This window comes from Microvirga sp. Mcv34, from assembly GCF_024519725.1.
GTDB lineage: Bacteria > Pseudomonadota > Alphaproteobacteria > Rhizobiales > Beijerinckiaceae > Microvirga.
Window position 1 is genome coordinate 164,881 of record NZ_JALJRK010000001.1, and the last position, 17,654, is coordinate 182,534.

The window sequence follows — 17,654 nt, forward strand, 5'->3', positions numbered from 1 at the left end:
CCTGCGGATTTGTTCCTGTTGGCCGTGGTCGGAACGGCGCGGCCGCCCCATCTCCTGTTGCCGAAAGCGAGGGTATTCCCATGAAAATTACGTGGTTCGGTCATTCTGCCTTCCGGCTCGATTTCGCCGGCAAGGCCGTGCTCATCGATCCGTTCTTCACCGGCAATCCGGCCTTCGGTGGCGACAAGGACAAGATCGCCCAGGGGATCTCCCACATCCTGGTCACCCATGGTCATGGCGACCACGTGGGCGATACGGTCGAGATCGCCAAGGCGACAGGCGCCAAGGTGGTGACCAATTTCGAGCTCTGCATGTATCTCGCCAAGCAGGGCGTCCAGAACATCGATCCCATGAACACGGGCGGCACGACGGAGCAGGACGGGTTCACGGTCACCCTGGTACGGGCCGACCATTCGGCGGGCCTCGTGGAGATGGACGTGAACTTCCCGCTCGGGAACGCCAACGGCGTCATCGTGAAGGCGTCGGGCGAGCCGACCGTGTATCACATGGGCGACACAGACATCTTCGGCGACATGGCCCTGATCGCCGAGATCCACCAGCCCGACGTGGTGATCGTGCCCATCGGCGACCGCTTCACGATGGGGCCCGAAGTCGCCGCCCTGGCGGTCGAGCGGTATTTCAGCCGCGCCAAGGCGGTCATCCCGTGCCACTACGCCTCCTTCCCACCGCTCATCCCCAACGCCGACCGCTTCGTCGCGGCCCTGGACGGGAAGGGCGTTCAGGTGGTCGTGCCGCATAAGACGGTCGGCGTGACAGTGTGAGGCGCCAACGAAGCTCTTTGAGCCCCTGCCGCAAGTCAGGGGCTCAAAACAACAACGCGACCGTTAGATCCTAGACGTCTATCTGATACCTACGCGGAAGGTCGTGAAGCGCATCTTTTTTCCAGTTCCCTGAAATATCTCACGGATCTGTTCCTGCTCGCTTTCGGGAGTAGGGGCCGCGATGACCGATGCCGTTTTGGTCTCGAAGAAGCCGACCTGATCGCTTTTGATCTCCAGGATTCCTGCATCCAGGATTTCACCCGGCTTTACGTCGATGATGTTCGCCCCTTTGATGGGAGTGGTTTGACCTGTTTCTGCGGCGAACAGGTTGGAGTGGTCACCGCCGATCCATGTCTTCCTTTGACCCTGGTCACAGAGAATGTTGGTCATGACGTAGGTGCCAGGTGCAATCGTGACAAACTGGTCCTTGCGGCTCTTGTTCGTACTCGCGAACATCCCTTTGAAGTCGAGGGTGGCGCCCTTTCCGAGAAGCTCTCCCATCGCTTGGAGTTGAGGTTTCGAGTCGGTTTCGACGACATATCCGATATCGACGAAGCGGCTCCTGTCCAGTTGTCCACCCTTGAATGGACGCAGGCGTGCGACGCCTCTGCAACCTTCTCCATCCTTCAGCACACGCACGAAAATAATGGCAGGTTCACTGGCTTGCCCCTGATGCGGTCCTCCTTTCCGCCCTGCTGCCTGGGCCAACGTCGGCAACGACGAGCCTGCAAGAAGGGTGGTGAAGGCAGCAAATACAACGCCCGCTTTTGCCCAATAGGTACACATTGAACCTAACCTCAAGCCAACTCGGCATCAGACTTCTTGTCACGTATTTGTAACAATATTAGGTGTCATGTCTACCCTTGATAGATTTTTGGTCAGGAACACGTTTTAAGATGGGGCGGGTCGGCGCATAGGCCGTTCCATATTGTCGGAGAGGGTTGCTCGACCGAAGGACAGGGGGAGTGCCCGCTTTCCCACATCCGGCGTTGCCCCCCGAGGCGGGCGGGTGCTATAGGCCGCCAAGCAGATTTCCAAGAGGTTAGACCATTCATGTCGGTCGATGAGAAAACGGTCCGCCGCATCGCCCATCTGGCGCGCATTGCCGTGACGGATGCGGAGGTGCCTCATCTCCAGGGCGAGCTCAACGCGATTCTCTCCTTCGTCGAGCAGCTCAACGAGGTGGACGTGGAGGGCATCGAGCCGATGACCTCCGTGACCCCCATGGTCATGAAGAAGCGCCAGGACGGCGTGACCGATGGCGGCTACGCGGACAAGATCGTCCGCAACGCCCCCACCACGGAAGACAACTTCTTCCTCGTGCCCAAGGTGGTCGAATAAGGCGCAGGCCTATTCGACCATCCCCGGGCAAGCGCAGCGCGACCCGGGGATCTCCCGCAGAATAAGGCGTGGATGGCCGGGACGAGCCCGGCCAGGACGTCGAGACAAGAGATCCAGTCCCGTGACCGAACTGACCCATCTCACGATTGCCGAGGCCCGCGACGGTTTGAAGGCCAAGTCCTTCTCCGCCACCGAGCTGGCCCAGGCCCATCTCGCCGCCATAGAGAAGGCGAGGGCGCTCAACGCCTATGTGCTGGAGACGCCCGAAAAGGCGCTCGCCATGGCCAAGGCCTCTGACGAGAAGCTGTCCAAGGGGCAAGGCGGGGCGCTTGAGGGCATTCCGCTCGGCATCAAGGACCTGTTCTGCACCGACGGCGTGACCACGACGGCAGGATCGAAGATCCTGGGCAACTTCAACCCGCCTTACGAATCCACCGTCACCCGGAACCTCTGGAACGACGGCGCCGTGATGCTCGGCAAGCTGAACCTGGACGAGTTCGCCATGGGCTCCTCCAACGAGACCAGCGCCTTCGGGCCGGTGGTGTCGCCCTGGCGGCGCGAGGGCTCGAACGTGAGCGCGGGCGCGGCGGGCGCCATCGAGGGGACGCATCTGGTGCCCGGCGGCTCCTCGGGCGGCTCGGCGGCGGCGGTTGCCGCCCATCTCTGCCTAGGCGCCACCGCGACCGATACGGGCGGTTCGATCCGCCAGCCGGCGGCCTTCACCGGCACGGTCGGCATCAAGCCGACCTATGGGCGCGTCTCCCGCTGGGGCACGGTGGCCTTCGCCTCGTCCCTGGACCAGGCCGGCCCCATTGCCCGCACCGTGCGCGACACGGCCATCATGCTGCGTTCCATGGCGGGCCCGGACGACAAGGACACCACCTGCGTCGACCTTCCGGTGCCGGATTTCGAGGCGGCCGTCTCCCGGGGCGTGAAGGGCCTCAAGATCGGCATTCCGAAGGAATACCGGATCGACGGCATGTCGCCCGAGATCGAGAAGCTCTGGCAGCAGGGCACGGAATGGCTGCGCGCCGCTGGCGCCGAGATCGTCGAGGTCTCCCTGCCGCACACCAAATACGCCCTGCCGGCCTATTACATCGTGGCTCCGGCCGAGGCGTCCTCGAACCTCGCCCGCTATGACGGCGTGCGCTACGGCCTGCGCGAGAACGGCCGCGACATCGTCGAACTCTACGAAAAAACCCGCGCCGCCGGCTTCGGCCGTGAGGTCAAGCGCCGCATCATGATCGGCACCTACGTGCTGTCCGCCGGCTATTACGATGCCTATTACGTTCGGGCCCAGAAGCTGCGCACCCTGATCAAGCGCGACTTCGAGGAGGTCTATGCCCAGGGCGTTCACGCCATCCTGACCCCGGCCACGCCGTCCGCCGCCTTTGGCATCGGCGAGAAGGGCTCAGGCGATCCGGTCGAGATGTATCTCAACGACATCTTCACCGTGACGGTGAACATGGCCGGCCTGCCGGGCATCGCAGTTCCGGCCGGGCTCGACGCTCAAGGGCTGCCGCTCGGCCTCCAGCTCATCGGCCGCGCCTTCGACGAAGAGACCCTCTTCGCGGCCGGTCAGGTGATCGAGGATGCCGCCGGCCGCATTGAACTGCCCACGGCTTGGTGGGCTTAGGTCGCGTGCATCCCACCGTTCCCGTCGTTCATCTCTGGGACTGGCTACCGGCGGCCTTCGATCCTGTCCTGATCGTCATCGCAGTCTGGCTCGGCTGGAAGGCCGACCAGTTCGGCAAGGTGCTGATCATCGGCATGATCGCCTTGGCTGTATCGGTCCTCGTCTCCTGGGGGATCAGCAGCCTGGGCCTGCCCTGGATCGCCCCGGTGCGCTCCGACGGCCTAACCCTGTTTCCGGTTCGCTTCGTCGCCGCATTGCTCTGGGCCGGCGGCGCCTATGCGGCCCGACGGCTGATCAGGCGTTAGGCTTCGGCCAGCGCATCGAAGCTTTGCTTGGCTTCAAAGTACGAACGGATCTTTTGCGTCTGGTCAGCCAAGAGACGGCGTGACTATGAGGCTGCTTTCGCTGCCGTTCAGAGCCCCACAATAAGCTTTTCGTAGCATTCGACGATAACAAGGTCGTCGGCGCGTTCCAACGTACCTCGTACTTCAATTTCACCGCCTGCGGCGCTGTACGCTTGAAAGTGAAGGGCGCGGAGGTGAAGGCAGTTCAGCTATTGGGCGGCAACGGTGCCCAAATCATCGCCCTCGCCGAGGAGTTCGCCCGCACTCATAGGCTGCGGCCATGGAGTTGACCTCTAACAAGACCCGCAAGGGCTCGCAACGGTTCTGCGAACGGCTAGCATTTACGCACAACGACAAGAGGTCTAAGAGAAAAGTAATTTTGTTTCGAGGGTCCTCCATGAATACAAACAGGCTTGAGGAGCTTTACCTCACTATAGGTAATGCTATTGCAGATACGTTGGGAACGAACTGGTCCAAAGCATGGATTATTGCGAAATTAGAGGACGACCATGGCGAGTTCGACTTCAAGTATCAGGCTAGTGCTGAGGATCCTGCGAGAAGCTTCGCCAAGGAAGTCGCTCCAAAAATGCATTTGATCTATAATGCCTTCAATGAGATCAGAGCTTTGACCTGCGAGGCAAGTCGTGGTCACTGGACTTCAGCTTTATTTGAGCTGAGCAACGGCGGAGGCTTCAAATTGAATTTCTCATACGATGATTGATAAGGCGCCCTTGCGGCTATAGCGCTAAAGTTGACCTCCAACGAGACATACAGTGTCGCACATCGGTTCTACGAGTGGCTGGAGTTTGCCATAGTCATTAGGGTTTAAGAGGTTGTGACAAGCTCGAATTTGGTCAAGCTCCGTCGTCAGGGTGACAGCGGAACCATACGATGTTGCCTTCCTGATTCATGACAAGATCGATGAACACTTCATTCGTTGCCAAGCATCGTAGACGAAATCCGCCCTTGGTCTGCACTTCGGAGCAAAGCGACTCAAGTTCAACGTCTTCGTCCAGAGATGATTCTGTGTCTATGAAGTAAGGCCGGAAGCGCTCGAATTTCGTTGCATCCAGCAAGGTTGCGTATGTCCACGGATAATCGATGCCGTCGACTTGCATAAGGGCAATGATCTCGCCCCCAAGTTCTAGCGCCAAATGCTTGGGAGAGGACGCTTTAGGCGTAAGAGCCCTCCTCAGCCAAGGCCACATTTCTGAGCACCCAGATATTATGCGTGACCGGTTTCCGGTCGTGCATAAGAGCGATTTTAAGCCTTTGTGCCGCCCTTGAGGCGCGTGTTGCACTCGCTCCAGAATTTCGGCCACTTGGCGTCCTTGGCGAGTTTGCCGCCAGCCTTGGCCTCTTTCCATTCCGCGCTGCATTTGCTCATGCGCTCGCGAGCCGCAAGCTGGGCGGCCGTCGGCTCCTTCTTCGGCTTCATCTCGGCGGCGGCCTGGGCGGCACCTGCCATGGACACGGCCAGCGCGGCGGCGAGGGCGGAACTCACGAAACGGTTCATCATCGGTCCCCTGGGAACATTATCATGTCTGGGACATCTCATGATGAAATATCGGAACATGCAAGGGCTGGAGAGCAGCCGTGCGGCCTTTCCACGGAATTTCATTGCGCATGAGGGTGCGCATCCCGATCTAATGTCCTAACGTCCCGCACGGACCCGTGTGTTACGTAAGGAGAGGGAAATCCATGGCGGCTTCCGCGCAGCAACCGATCGATCTCTATTACTGGCCGACCCCGAACGGATGGAAGATCACCATCATGCTGGAGGAATGCGGGCTGCCTTACGCGATCCGTCCGGTCAATATCGGCAAGGGCGAACAGTTCGAGCCGGAATTCCTGGCGATCTCGCCCAACAACAAGATGCCCGCCATCGTGGATCCTAACGGTCCCGATGGGCAGCCGATCTCCGTGTTCGAGTCGGGGGCAATCCTGCAATATCTGGGCCGCAAGACAGGGAAATTCTATCCGCAGGACGAGCGCGGGCGGGTCGAGGTCGACCAATGGCTGTTCTGGCAGATGGGCGGCTTCGGTCCCATGCTCGGCCAGACGCACCATTTCCGCATCTATGCGCCCGAGAAGGTGCCGTATGCCATCGACCGCTATACCAATGAGACCAACCGCCTTTACGGCGTGCTGAACAAGCGCCTCGCCGACCGGGAATTCGTAGCGGGTGAGTACTCGATCGCCGACATGGCTATCGCCCCCTGGGCGAAGCTGTGGGAGCGCCAGGGCCAGAACATCGACGATTTCCCGCATGCCAAGCGCTGGCTGGAAACCGTTCTCGCCCGCCCGGCGGTCCTGCGCGGAATCAAGGTCAGCTCCGAGGACCGTGAGAAGACCGACCTAACAGACCCCTCGGTTCAGGCAGTACTGTTCGGCCAAAGGGCAAGATAGGCTGCATGGCGCTTCCGGTGGAAGCCGCAGTGCGAGGCTCCATGGGCGACTTCAATACCATTCTTGTCGATTCAGAAGTGAGCCTCGACGATGCCCCTCATGAGGCGGCACGTATGATCTCCTGGCTTCATGGAAGGGGCATCATTGGTCCCGCTGAAGTCGAGCAGGGGGATTGCCGTGGCCCAGACGGCTCTTACGCCAAGGTCGCTGTCAACGTTTACAGGCCTGGACCAAGCTTCAAGGAAGCATCCGAGTACGATGAGACTCTCCGTTTGAGCCATAACTACTTAGAGGTCACGACGCAAAGGACCATTTTCACCGCAGGTGATAACGGTATCGGGATCTATTGTACTCGGTGTGATACGGAGCAAACCAGGCTTGGTGACGAATGGAATGACGCTTTTCAGACATGGTTCGATGGGCATCCCGAGCCGCTGACATGCGTCCGGTGCGGCCACGTGGCTCAACTTTCCGGCTGGCGCTTCGATCCCGTTTTCGGATTCGGCAACCTTGGATTCCGCTTCAACAACTGGTTTCTTTCGTCTTCTTTCGTACAAGCGTTCGAGCGGGAGTTGGGGCGCCCGCTCACGATCGTTCACGAGCACCCATAGCATCGAACTCGCTCAATTCGTCTTCGTCCAGGTCTGCGACCGGCAGATGAGCCCGCCGAGAACGCAGCCGGAGAGCTGCAGGGTCGTCGGGCTCATGACCTTGAACTTGCCCGTATAGGTCTTGCCGTCCTGCGGGTTGTAGAGCTGGCCGCTATAGCCGTCCCCTTCCGGCTTGGCGTCCCAGATCATCCGGACGCCCACGATGTTGCGGTCTCTCAGCTTCGGGTCCGCGTTGTTCGTGTCCTTCTCGTAGGTCGAGGATACGATGGTGCCGCAATAGACGGCCCCGCATTGGGCAATCCTCACCCGTGTATCGCCGCTCTGCGTGAGCCAGGTCCCGCTCGGATTGGCCGATTGGGCGTTCACGGGGAGCGAGAGAAAGGCAAGGCCGAAGGCGGCCAGGATCGCTCGTTTCATGGAAAACTCCCTCTATGACGGTCTTCATTGGGTCGATCCTAGAAGAATCTAGTGGAGCCGGTCAGCTTTCTACAAGATAGGCATGGCTGCGCCGCCCAGGCACAGTTGCGCTGCTACCCCTGAGAGGCGAGGGGGGAGTCTTGCTCCGTCCATTCCCACGACAGTTCTGCGAAGAGACCTTCAGATAACGTAGAAGTCGCCAGCGGCCAGCTTTAGTTTTTTCTCGATTGTGGCGATCTTCACCTGGGCCGACGCGCCGGTGCCGTCCGCATCATAGTAGATCACACCCTTCTTGCTGTCGTAGATGATGCGGTCATCGCCGTCATGCGCCTTCGTGCCCTTATAGAAGTGCTTCGATGCCATCTTCTGGGGCTTGGAAATTGTACCCGAACCGACCTTGAAGTACTTGTTCTCAAGGTAAATCGTGTCATCCGCCACGCTGAAGTCGGCGAGCTTGTCCACGTTCTTCGTCTTATGCGGCTTGGTGTCGAACACGAAGATATCCTGCCCGGATCCACCTGTGAGTGTGTCATTGCCGAGCTTGCCGTAGATCTTGTCGTTGCCAGCCTCGCCCGCGAGTTGGTCCGCACCCCCGGTTCCAATGAGCGTAAGAGGATTCCCCTCCACCACGTTGCGTACTTCGATGGTGAAGGTCTGCGTCGTCTCGCCCCCGTAGGTGTCCGTGACCTTGACGGTAACGCTGTGCTGCTTGGCCGTCTCGTAGTCGAACGCCCTGTTCAGCACGAGCTTGTCGTTCGCGATCCGGAACATGCCGCCCGCATCCGACACGAGGGAATAGGTCAGCGCATCGCCATCGGAATCCAGGGCTGAGATCGTGGCAAGAGTTCTTCCAACCACGAATGTCTCATCGAACGCCGTAGCGGAAAGAGCGAGCCCGACCGGATTGGCGTTCAGGTTCTGCGCCTGCCCGTTGAAAAAGACCTGACGTATGCCTATGAGGATGTCGTCCCCGTCGCGGCCGTCGACGCGGTCGTGGACCAGGATGCTCCCGTCCGCTTGCTGCCGGATCTCGTATTCCGAGAACGCGCCGCTGAACTCCGCAACGTTGGTGCCGGCGCCGCCCTCAAGGGTATCATTGCCCTTGCCGCCGATCAGCGTGTCGTTGCCGCCGCCGCCAACGAGGCGGTTCGCGCTGTCGTTGCCGATGAACTTGTCCGCGCCCGAGCCGCCGATCAAGCCTTCGACATTGATCAGGAGATCGTTGCCGGCTCCTGTGGTCTGTCGCTCGGCGATGTTGAGATTGACCGTGAGATTGGCATTGGTCGAGAAGGTAACCGTGTCGAACCCGCCGCCGCCGTCGATCTCGTCGTTGCCGCTTCCGATGATGAACTTGTCGTCGAAGGAGCCGCCATATCCGGTATTGTTGCCGTTCCCGAGATCGATGAACCCGGTCGCACGTCCTCCGCCGCGGGCATTATAGGTATCGTCTGCATCGCCGGTCTTGACGGTGGTTGCGCTTTGGCTCTCCAGAACACCATTGTTGGTGATAAAGGCACGGTTGATGGTGCCGTACGTTCTGTCTGCGGAGACCAGGATCGCTTCATACTTTCCTCTGATCGTGCCGGAATTGACGATCTGGTATCCTTCGGCAGATGGGAAATACGAGGGGCAGTAAACACCTGAGCCTTCCGACGAATTGATGATGCCGGTATTGTCGAGTTTCAGGCTCCTGCCGGATTCGATCCCGCTCCGGGTTCCCGAAAGCGTGCCGTTGTTCACGACCTCGCTCTCATTTACGCAAAGGAAGCCGGTCGATCCCGACACGCTGGCGCCTGACCCAACCGTTAGTTTACCCACGAGTAGATAGACGCCATTCATAGATGACGAGACAGTGCCGTTGACCGTCACATCGGCGAAATTGACCGGATAACGCGATATGATCCCATCGCCACCAGAGACATCGATCCGGCCTGACGCTGTGACCAGTAGCGACATCGACGGAATTGGGAGCTGAGATTCCATTTTGACGGTTGTCGTGATGGGATCTGGGCCGTTTATCTCAATGTCTGCCATTGTCGAGTTCCTAGAAGGTTTTTAAACGTTATAATATAAAACAAAATCGTGGCAATGGATGATCAGCTATCTACGCCCTTCAAAGCCGGTTCTGGAACTCGCTGTACTTTTAGGGCCGGCAACCCCGTCGCCGAGTTTCTGGGTATCGGAGTGCTCGTCACCTTCGCACTTGCAAAAGGCGCTTGAGGGGAGGGGATCGCATCGCTATAAGCGCCGCACTTTCCTATTTCTTCTCAGAAGCGAGTTCCCATGGCCATCGAGCGCACCTTCTCCATCATCAAGCCCGACGCGACGGAGCGTAACCTCACCGGCGCCATCAATGCCGTCATCGAGAACGCCGGTCTGCGCATCGTGGCGCAGAAGCGCATCCTCATGAGCCGCCGCGAGGCCGAGACCTTCTACGCGGTCCACAAGGAGCGCCCCTTCTTCGGCGAGCTCGTGGACTTCATGATCTCCGCTCCGGTCGTCGTTCAGGTTCTCGAGGGCGAGGGCGCCGTGCTCCGCTACCGCGAGATCATGGGCGCCACCAACCCGGAGAGCGCCGCCGAGGGCACGATCCGCAAGCTCTACGCCAAGTCCATCGGCGAGAACTCGGTCCACGGCTCCGACAGCCTCGACAACGCCAAGATCGAAATCGCCCAGTTCTTCTCGGGCAACGAGATCGTCGGCTAAGCCTTTCAAGCATAGCCTTCATGTTCAGGCCGCCCCTTGGGCGGCCTTTTCTTTAGCCTCCCGCTCCGTCATGATGCGCCCGCCATGAACCAAGCTCCCCGCATCGAACGCCGCGCGTCCGTCTGTCCGCATGATTGCCCCTCCGTGTGCTCCCTCGAGGTCGAGGTGATCGACGGGCGCTCCATCGGGCGCGTGCACGGGGCGAAGAGCAACAGCTACACGGCGGGCGTCATCTGCGCCAAGGTGGCCCGCTACGCGGAGCGCATCCACAACCCGGACCGGCTGCTCCATCCCTTGAAGCGCACCGGGCCGAAGGGGTCGGGGCAATTCGAGCGCATCTCCTGGGACGAGGCTCTCGACATCGTGGCCGAAAAGTTCCTGGAGGCAGAGCGGGCGTTCGGGTCGGAATCCGTCTGGCCGTATTATTATGCCGGCACCATGGGCTACGTGATGCGAGACGGCATCAACCGCCTGCGCCATGTGAAGAAGTATTCGGGCCAGTACTCCACCATATGCACGGCCATGAGCTGGACCGGCTACGTGGCCGGCACCGGTCACCTGCGGGGCTCCGACCCGCGCGAGATGGCTGTCTCCGACTGCATCGTGATCTGGGGCACGAACCCGGTGCACACCCAGGTCAACGTGATGACCCACGCGATGAAGGCCCGCAAGGAGCGTGGCGCCAAGCTCGTGGTAATCGACATCTACCAGAACGCCACCATGAAGCAGGCCGACATGGCGCTCCTGGTGAAGCCCGGCACCGACGGGGCGCTCGCCTGCGCGGTCATGCACGTGCTGTTCCGCGACGGTTTGGCGGACCGGGATTACCTGGAGCGCTACACCGATCATCCGCGGGAGCTCGAAGAGCATCTGCGCACCCGCGACCCGGCTTGGGCCTCTGCCATCACGGGCCTGTCGGTCGAGGAGATCGAAGCGTTCGCCAAACTCGTGGGAACGACGAAGCGCAGCTTCTTCCGCCTCGGCTTCGGCTTCGCCCGCCAGCGCAATGGCGTGGTCAACATGCATGCCGCCGTGTCCATCCCGACCGTGACCGGCGCCTGGCAATACGAGGGCGGTGGCGCGTTCCATTCGAACAGCGGCATCTTCCACTGGAACAAGGCCCTGATCGAGGGCCACGACGCCATCGATCCCGCGATCCGCATTCTCGACCAGTCGCAGATCGGCCGCGTTCTCACGGGCGACGCTGAGGCGCTCTACAACGGTCCGCCCGTCAAGGCGATGCTGATCCAGAACACCAACCCGGTCTCGGTCGCCCCCGAACAGGAGCTGGTCAAGCAGGGCTTTGCCCGCGAGGACCTGTTCGTATGCGTCCACGAGCAGTTCATGACCGAGACGGCCCTCATGGCCGATGTCGTCCTGCCCGCGACCATGTTCATGGAGCATGACGATCTCTATTCCGGTGGCGGACACCAGCATTTCCAGGTCGGCCCCAAGCTCATCGACCCGCCCGGCGAATGCCGCTCCAACCATGAGGTCTTCCGCGGTCTCGCCGGGCGCCTGGGCGCCGAGCATCGCGGCTTCGCCATGGAGCCGCGCGAGATCATCGACTGGACACTCAAGAATTCCGGCTGGGGCTCCCTTGAGAACCTGGAGGCCCACGTCCATTTCGACGCGCAGCCGCCCTTCGAGGAGGCCCATTTCCTGAAGGGTTTCGGCTACCCGGACGGCAAGTTCCGCTTCAGGCCCGACTGGACCGCGATCCCGTCCTACAACAACGGCGCCATGGGCCCATGGGCCACAATGCCCTCCTTCCCGGACCAATGGGGTGTGATCGAGACGGCCACCGAGGAGCATCCGTTCCGGCTCGCCACGAGCCCGGCCCGCAACTTCCTCAATTCGAGCTTCACCGAAACCCCGACCTCCCTCGACAAGGAGCGCCGGCCCGAGGTGATGATCCACCCGCTCGACGCCGGGCGGCAGGGCATTGCCGACGGCGATTGGGTGAAGCTGAGGAATCATCGCGGGGAAGTTTATCTCCGCGCCAAGCTCTTCGATGGCGTGCGGCGTGGCGTACTCATCGCCGAAGGCATCTGGCCCAACGCGGCCCATCCGTTCGGACGGGGCATCAACACGCTCACTGGCGGCGACCAAGTGGCGCCCTACGGCGGCGCGGCCTTCCACGACAACCGGGTGGCGCTGGAAAAGGCCGATCTCGATCCATCGCTGGAACTCCCGATCGCACGGAAGCACCGCCGCACCGAGGCTGCTGTCGGCTAGTGCTCGACGGAGAACGGCCAGTCCGGGCCCGGACGAACCCGCCACGTCATGGCCGGGCTTGTCCCGGTCATGCCGATCCGTTGAAGCTCGGCGCTTCAGACAATCGGGATCACCGGCACCGATCCCCGAATCAAGTTCAGGGACGGCGAGGACGTTCGAGAAGCGCTCGGTCAGACCTTCTTAAGCCTATTCGCAGGTCCCCCTTGATCCCGCACGGCCAAGCCTATTCTTAAGCACCGAACGTGATTTCATCTCTGGAGAGTTATCCATGAATTCGTTTATCCGCGCGCTGCTCGTCTCGGCGGCCGTGTCCCTTGGCGCGACCGCGGCCTATGCCGCCGCCTCCAGCACGCCGACCCAATACGAGCCCGACCCGGCCCTGAAGACGGAAAGCGTGCCCCAGCTGCGCGCCCGCGTCAGCCAGTCCTGCTCGATCACGCAGGCCAAACTCCAGAGCAGCGTCAGCGAGGCGTCTCTCAACCGGTCCTGCGATTGCTATGCCGGCCGCACCATGCGCTCGCTCAGCGCTACCGAGCTTCAGGCCTACCGCGACACGGGGGTGTTCAACGAAACCGCCCGCGAGAAGGCGCTTTCCGCCCTCGACGCCTGCAAGCTGCCGCGGCCGCTTTAGGTCCTTACATGTCTGCGTCATGGCCGGGACGAGTCCGGGAATGAGGGGAGTGCGTTGCATTCAGCTTGGCGAATGCAGCGCCCCGTCGGCATTCCACCCGTGCGAGAACACGACCTTGCCGTTCTCCAGCCGGGCCGTCCCGTCGCAGATCATCCTTAAGGCGGCCGGATAGAGCTTGTGCTCCTGGACGATCACGCGGGCCGCGAGGCTGTCCTGCGTGTCGCCCGGCACTACGGGCACCACGGCCTGGGCGATGATGGGGCCGGCGTCCAGCTCCGGCACCACGAAATGCACGGTGCAGCCGTGGACCAGCACGCCTTCTTCGAGGGCCCGGCGGTGGGTCTGCGTGCCCCGGAACAGGGGCAGGAGGGAGGGGTGGATATTGACCATCTGGCCCGACCAGCGCTCCACGAACCCCTCGGTCAGCACCCGCATGAAACCGGCGAGGCAGATGAAATCGATGGCGTGCGAGGCGAGCGCCGCGTCCATCGCGTGCTCGAAATCCTCCCGGGTGGGATGGGCCTTGTGGTCGATCACGCAGGTGGAGATTCCGGCCTCCCTCGCCCAGTCGAGGCCGGCCGCGTCGGGACGATTCGACAGGACGAGGGCGATCTCGGCCGGATAATCTCCGGCGCGCGCGGCCTCGATCAGCGAGACCATGTTCGAGCCGCGGCCCGAGATCAGGATGGCGACGCGGCGGCGGGACATCAGAGTTTCAGGGACCCCGAGGTCAGGACGCGTTCGCCGCCCGAATGGGCTACGGTCTCGCCGATGCGGACCGGGTTCTCGCCGGCCTGACAAAGGCGCCCCATCACAGCGTCAGCTTTGTCGGCGCCCGCCACCACGATCATGCCGATGCCGCAGTTGAAGGTGCGCAGCATCTCGGCCTCGGCCACGCCGCCGACCTTGGCAAGCCACCCGAAGACGGGCGGGGCGGCGATGGCGTCGAGGTCGAGGCGCACGCCAACCCCGTCGGGCAGGACGCGTGGGATGTTATCCGGGAAGCCGCCGCCGGTGATGTGGCAGAGCGCGTTGACGCCGTCGCCGCCTTTGAGAACTTCCAGGAGCGCCTTCACGTAGATGCGGGTCGGCTCCAGCAGGGCCTGGGCGAGGGTCTTGCCCGCCGCGAAGGGGGCGGGTGCGTCCCAGGCGAGGCCGGAATGCTCGACGATCCGTCGCACGAGCGAGAAGCCGTTGGAATGGACGCCCGAGGAGGGCAGGCCGATGAGCACATCCCCGATCGTCACGTCCTTTGGCAGCAGCGTGCCGCGCTCGGCCGCACCGACCGCGAAGCCCGCAAGGTCGTAATCGCCCTTGGCGTAGAGCCCCGGCATCTCGGCGGTCTCGCCGCCGATCAGCGCGCAGCCGGCCTGGAGGCAGCCCTCGGCGATGCCCTTGACGATGTGGACGCCAACCTCGGGGGAGAGCTTTCCGGTGGCGAAGTAGTCGAGGAAGAACAGGGGCTCGGCCCCCTGGACGATGATGTCGTTCACACACATGGCCACGAGGTCGATGCCGATGGTGTCGTGGATGCCCGTGTCGATGGCGATCTTGACCTTGGTGCCGACGCCGTCATTGGCCGCCACCAGGATCGGGTCCTTGAATCCCGCCGCCTTGAGGTCGAAGAGCCCGCCGAACCCGCCGATCTCCGCATCGGCGCCCGGCCGGCGCGTGGATCGCACCAGGGGCTTGATCTGGTCGACCATGGCGTTGCCTGCGTCGATGTCGACGCCCGCTTGGGCATAGGTCAGGCCGTTCGTCTGCTTCTCGGTCGTCATGGCTCACCCCGTGTTGGCTCGGGCAGTAAGGCGAGAGGCGGCGGGAGGCAAGGGCAGAGTTAGCATTTTGCGAACCCTGTTCCACGTCATCACCGGCCTTGTGCCGGTAGCCCCGATCGATTGAAGCGCCGGGCTTTTCCGGATCGGGACGGCCGGGCCAAGCCCGGCCATGACGCGGTGGGTGTCATTCCCGGCCATCACGGCTGGGAAAGTGCCATCTTATCCCCTTGTCCCCGGCCCGGCGATTGAACTCTGCCGCGCGACCCGCCATCATCGGCCTGATGACCATTCCGAACATCATCACCATCGGCCGTCTCATCCTCGTGCCCATCGTGATCGTCATGATCATGCAGCAGCGGTGGGCCATGGCCTTCGCACTTTTCGTCGTTGCCGGGGTCTCCGACGCGGTCGACGGGTTCATCGCCCGCAAGTTCGACATGAGAAGCGAGTTCGGTTCCTACATCGATCCCCTGGCCGACAAGTCGCTCCTGGTGTCGATCTACGTGACCCTGGCCATCGTGGGTGCGATCCCGGGCTGGCTCGCCATCGTGGTGGTCTCGCGGGATGCCATGATCGTGGCGGCGGTGCTCCTGTCCTGGGTCATGAGCCGCCCGGTCGAGATCAAGCCGCTCATCGTCAGCAAGCTCAACACCGGGGCGCAGCTTGGCTTTGCCGCCTATGCGCTCGCGGCCAACGCCTTCGGCGTGGGGCTCGGGGGGCTCGAGGAAATCGCCATGGCGGTGGTGGCGACCTTGACCATAGCCTCCGCCGGTGCCTATCTCGTCGGTTGGCTGCGCCACATGTCCACCTGATGGCCAAAAAGATACAGTATGGGGAACCGATGACGGTCCAACGGCAGATTGGGTTTTGGATTGCGGCGCTGGTCGTCGCAGTCCTGCTGCTGTTCGTGCTGCGCGGCATCCTCCTGCCGTTCGTCGCCGGCTTCGCGCTCGCCTACCTGCTCGATCCCCTGGCTGACCGGCTGCAGAAGGTCGGCATCGGACGCCTGGGTGCGAGCCTGCTCATCCTGGTCCTCTTCGTCCTCATCTTCATCATCGCCCTCATGATCCTGGTGCCCTTCGCGGCACAGCAGGTGGGGGCCTTCGTGGAGCGGCTGCCCGGCTACGTGACGCGGCTCCAGGAACTGGGGGCCCAGCAGCTCGGTCCGCTGATCCACAAACTGGGCATCGAGGACGCGTTGCCTGCCTCGCCTCCATCCGTGGGCAACCTGATCAGCCAGGGCATCGCCTGGGTCACCGCCTTCATGCAGGGACTCTGGTCCGGCGGGCAGGCTCTCATCGGCATCTTCTCCCTGCTGGTGGTGACGCCGGTCGTGGCCTTCTACATGCTGGTCGACTGGGACCGCATGGTCAGAACCGTGGATTCCTGGATGCCCATGCGGCATCGGGACACGATCCGGGCCATCGCCCGCGATATCGATCGGGCCATCGCCGGCTTCGTCCGGGGCCAAGCCTTGGTCTGCATCATCCTCGGCAGCTTCTATGCCGCGAGCCTCGCATTGGTTGGGCTGAACTTCGGCGCCCTGATCGGCATGACAGCCGGACTCTTGAGCTTCATTCCCTATGTGGGCTCGCTGACGGGGCTCATCCTGTCGGTCGGCGTCGCCATCGTGCAGTTCTGGCCGGACTGGACCATGATCGCCGCCACGCTGGGCATCTTCATCTTCGGCCAGTTCGTGGAAGGCAACATCCTATCGCCGAAGCTGGTGGGCGAATCCGTCGGCCTGCACCCGGTCTGGCTGATGTTCGCCCTGGTGGCCTTCGGCGCCCTGTTCGGCTTCGTCGGGCTGCTGTTGGCCGTGCCGCTCGCTGCCGCCATGGGCGTCATCGCGCGCTTCGCCCTGCGGCAATACCTGGCGAGCCCCCTCTATCGCGGCACGGAGCCGATGATGCTCAAATCCAGGGCCGAACCTGAGAAGGTCGATCTCGATGCGTGAGATGCCCAAGCAGCTCGCCTTCGACCTGCCGCTCGATCCCCGCTTCGGCGCCGAGGATTTCCTCGTCAGCCCGTCGAACGAGCAGGCTTACGGGCTCATCGAGAGCTGGCCCGACTGGCCGGACACGATCCTGCTCCTCGTCGGTCCCCGCGGTAGCGGCAAGAGTCATCTGGCCTCCATCTGGGCCACGAACGCCCGCGCATGGACCATGGACGCCTCCGGGATTACCCAGGACAAGGTTCCGCACCTCGTCTCGAACGGCGCACTCGCCATCGAGGACATGGACCGGGGCGAGCGGGACGAGGCGGCCCTGTTCCATCTCCTGAACCTCGCGCGGGAGCGGAAGGCTTCGCTTCTGATTACCTGCGAGACGCCGCCCGACCGCTGGTCCCTGCGCACGCCGGACCTGCTCTCGCGCCTGCGCCTCGCGCCGAGCGTCTCGCTGGAGGCGCCGGACGATGCGCTGCTGAAAGCCGTGCTGGTGAAGCTTTTCGTGGACAGGCAACTCGTGGTCGACACCTCCGTTGTCGACTATATTGCCCTGCGGATCGAACGCTCATTGGCGAAAGCCTCCGAACTCGTGGCGCTTCTCGACCGGGAGGCCCTGAGCCGGGGGCGCCGCGTGTCCCGGGCGATCGCGGCGGAGATTCTGGGTGCCGCACAGGAAACGGATGAGAGCGAGTGAAGTCTGACACCAACGCCGCCCTGACGAACCGTCGTGAAACCGTCACGAAGCCGAGAGCAAAACGATCTCCGAAGAACGAGAATGCGGAGACCGACGTGCGCAGCGCGATTGCCCTGAAA

20 protein-coding genes are annotated in these 17,654 nt (G+C 62.3%); 13 read left to right on the forward strand and 7 right to left on the reverse strand.

Annotation, left to right across the window (positions count from 1 at the left end; all coding sequences use genetic code 11):
* Nucleotides 1-80: 80 nt before the first annotated feature.
* A complete protein-coding gene (locus tag OC446_RS00995; RefSeq protein WP_262027174.1) occupies nucleotides 81-782 on the forward strand; it encodes a metal-dependent hydrolase in 702 nt (233 codons plus the stop codon).
* Nucleotides 783-860: 78 nt separating this feature from the next.
* Here OC446_RS00995 and OC446_RS01000 read toward each other — a convergent pair whose 3' ends face one another.
* The gene (locus OC446_RS01000) at nucleotides 861-1,568 is read right to left on the reverse strand and encodes a hypothetical protein (protein ID WP_262027175.1); all 708 of its coding nucleotides are present in this window, start codon (nucleotides 1,566-1,568) and stop codon (nucleotides 861-863) included.
* Between the two features lie 267 nt (nucleotides 1,569-1,835).
* On the opposite strand from OC446_RS01000, the gene gatC reads away from it, so the two are divergent.
* The 4 genes from gatC to OC446_RS01020 all read left to right on the forward strand — a co-directional run bounded on the left by gatC (nucleotide 1,836) and on the right by OC446_RS01020 (nucleotide 4,824).
* Entirely contained in the window at nucleotides 1,836-2,123 is a 288-nt protein-coding gene (gene gatC / locus OC446_RS01005) for an Asp-tRNA(Asn)/Glu-tRNA(Gln) amidotransferase subunit GatC (protein WP_262027176.1), read from the forward strand.
* Nucleotides 2,124-2,244: 121 nt separating this feature from the next.
* Nucleotides 2,245-3,759: an Asp-tRNA(Asn)/Glu-tRNA(Gln) amidotransferase subunit GatA gene (gene gatA / locus OC446_RS01010; protein ID WP_262027177.1), complete on the forward strand. Its 1,515-nt coding sequence runs from the start codon at nucleotides 2,245-2,247 to the stop codon at nucleotides 3,757-3,759.
* Nucleotides 3,760-3,764: 5 nt separating this feature from the next.
* A complete protein-coding gene (locus OC446_RS01015) occupies nucleotides 3,765-4,064 on the forward strand; it encodes a hypothetical protein (RefSeq protein ID WP_262027178.1) in 300 nt (99 codons plus the stop codon).
* Nucleotides 4,065-4,500: 436 nt separating this feature from the next.
* Nucleotides 4,501-4,824, forward strand: a complete 324-nt coding sequence (locus OC446_RS01020; protein ID WP_262027179.1) for an immunity protein YezG family protein — start codon at nucleotides 4,501-4,503, stop codon at nucleotides 4,822-4,824.
* A 133-nt stretch (nucleotides 4,825-4,957) separates the two neighbouring features.
* Here the strand turns inward: OC446_RS01020 and OC446_RS01025 are convergent, their stop codons facing one another.
* On the reverse strand, nucleotides 4,958-5,221 hold the full coding sequence (locus OC446_RS01025; RefSeq protein ID WP_262027180.1) for a hypothetical protein: 264 nt from the start codon (nucleotides 5,219-5,221) through the stop codon (nucleotides 4,958-4,960).
* A gap of 146 nt (nucleotides 5,222-5,367) precedes the next feature.
* A complete protein-coding gene (locus OC446_RS01030; protein WP_262027181.1) occupies nucleotides 5,368-5,622 on the reverse strand; it encodes a hypothetical protein in 255 nt (84 codons plus the stop codon).
* Nucleotides 5,623-5,804: 182 nt separating this feature from the next.
* Here OC446_RS01030 and OC446_RS01035 point away from each other — a divergent pair, with 182 nt between their 5' ends.
* A complete protein-coding gene (locus OC446_RS01035) occupies nucleotides 5,805-6,512 on the forward strand; it encodes a glutathione S-transferase N-terminal domain-containing protein (protein WP_262027182.1) in 708 nt (235 codons plus the stop codon).
* 5 nt (nucleotides 6,513-6,517) lie between these two features.
* Nucleotides 6,518-7,123: a hypothetical protein gene (locus tag OC446_RS01040; RefSeq protein WP_262027183.1), complete on the forward strand. Its 606-nt coding sequence runs from the start codon at nucleotides 6,518-6,520 to the stop codon at nucleotides 7,121-7,123.
* A 12-nt stretch (nucleotides 7,124-7,135) separates the two neighbouring features.
* Here OC446_RS01040 and OC446_RS01045 read toward each other — a convergent pair whose 3' ends face one another.
* Together OC446_RS01045 and OC446_RS01050 are read right to left on the reverse strand one after the other, a co-directional pair.
* Nucleotides 7,136-7,540, reverse strand: coding sequence for a DUF2147 domain-containing protein (locus OC446_RS01045; RefSeq protein ID WP_262027184.1), 405 nt, complete (start codon nucleotides 7,538-7,540; stop codon nucleotides 7,136-7,138).
* A 180-nt stretch (nucleotides 7,541-7,720) separates the two neighbouring features.
* Nucleotides 7,721-9,280, reverse strand: a complete 1,560-nt coding sequence (locus tag OC446_RS01050; protein ID WP_262027185.1) for a cadherin domain-containing protein — start codon at nucleotides 9,278-9,280, stop codon at nucleotides 7,721-7,723.
* A 543-nt stretch (nucleotides 9,281-9,823) separates the two neighbouring features.
* On the opposite strand from OC446_RS01050, the gene ndk reads away from it, so the two are divergent.
* From ndk to OC446_RS01065, 3 genes are all read left to right on the forward strand, one after another.
* On the forward strand, nucleotides 9,824-10,246 hold the full coding sequence (gene ndk, locus OC446_RS01055; RefSeq protein WP_114945919.1) for a nucleoside-diphosphate kinase: 423 nt from the start codon (nucleotides 9,824-9,826) through the stop codon (nucleotides 10,244-10,246).
* An 84-nt stretch (nucleotides 10,247-10,330) separates the two neighbouring features.
* Nucleotides 10,331-12,484 carry a molybdopterin-dependent oxidoreductase gene (locus OC446_RS01060; protein ID WP_262027186.1) on the forward strand — a complete coding sequence of 718 codons (2,154 nt, stop codon included), beginning with the start codon at nucleotides 10,331-10,333 and terminating at the stop codon, nucleotides 12,482-12,484.
* 268 nt (nucleotides 12,485-12,752) lie between these two features.
* On the forward strand, nucleotides 12,753-13,115 hold the full coding sequence (locus OC446_RS01065; RefSeq protein WP_262027187.1) for a hypothetical protein: 363 nt from the start codon (nucleotides 12,753-12,755) through the stop codon (nucleotides 13,113-13,115).
* A 60-nt stretch (nucleotides 13,116-13,175) separates the two neighbouring features.
* Here OC446_RS01065 and purN read toward each other — a convergent pair whose 3' ends face one another.
* Together purN and purM are read right to left on the reverse strand one after the other, a co-directional pair.
* Nucleotides 13,176-13,823, reverse strand: coding sequence for a phosphoribosylglycinamide formyltransferase (gene purN, locus OC446_RS01070; RefSeq protein ID WP_262027188.1), 648 nt, complete (start codon nucleotides 13,821-13,823; stop codon nucleotides 13,176-13,178).
* Entirely contained in the window at nucleotides 13,823-14,893 is a 1,071-nt protein-coding gene (purM, locus tag OC446_RS01075) for a phosphoribosylformylglycinamidine cyclo-ligase (protein ID WP_262027189.1), read from the reverse strand. Before purM ends, purN begins: the two co-directional genes overlap by 1 nt.
* Before the next feature lie 281 nt (nucleotides 14,894-15,174).
* Here purM and OC446_RS01080 point away from each other — a divergent pair, with 281 nt between their 5' ends.
* Genes OC446_RS01080 through OC446_RS01090 form a run of 3 tightly spaced genes read left to right on the forward strand, consistent with a single transcriptional unit; the run spans nucleotide 15,175 to nucleotide 17,535 of the window.
* Nucleotides 15,175-15,705 (forward strand): CDP-alcohol phosphatidyltransferase family protein, encoded by a 531-nt coding sequence (locus OC446_RS01080; protein ID WP_262027190.1) that lies wholly within the window; start codon nucleotides 15,175-15,177, stop codon nucleotides 15,703-15,705.
* A 29-nt stretch (nucleotides 15,706-15,734) separates the two neighbouring features.
* Nucleotides 15,735-16,850 (forward strand): AI-2E family transporter, encoded by a 1,116-nt coding sequence (locus OC446_RS01085; RefSeq protein ID WP_262027191.1) that lies wholly within the window; start codon nucleotides 15,735-15,737, stop codon nucleotides 16,848-16,850.
* Nucleotides 16,843-17,535: a DnaA ATPase domain-containing protein gene (locus OC446_RS01090; RefSeq protein WP_262027192.1), complete on the forward strand. Its 693-nt coding sequence runs from the start codon at nucleotides 16,843-16,845 to the stop codon at nucleotides 17,533-17,535. Before OC446_RS01085 ends, OC446_RS01090 begins: the two co-directional genes overlap by 8 nt.
* Nucleotides 17,536-17,654 lie beyond the last annotated feature (119 nt).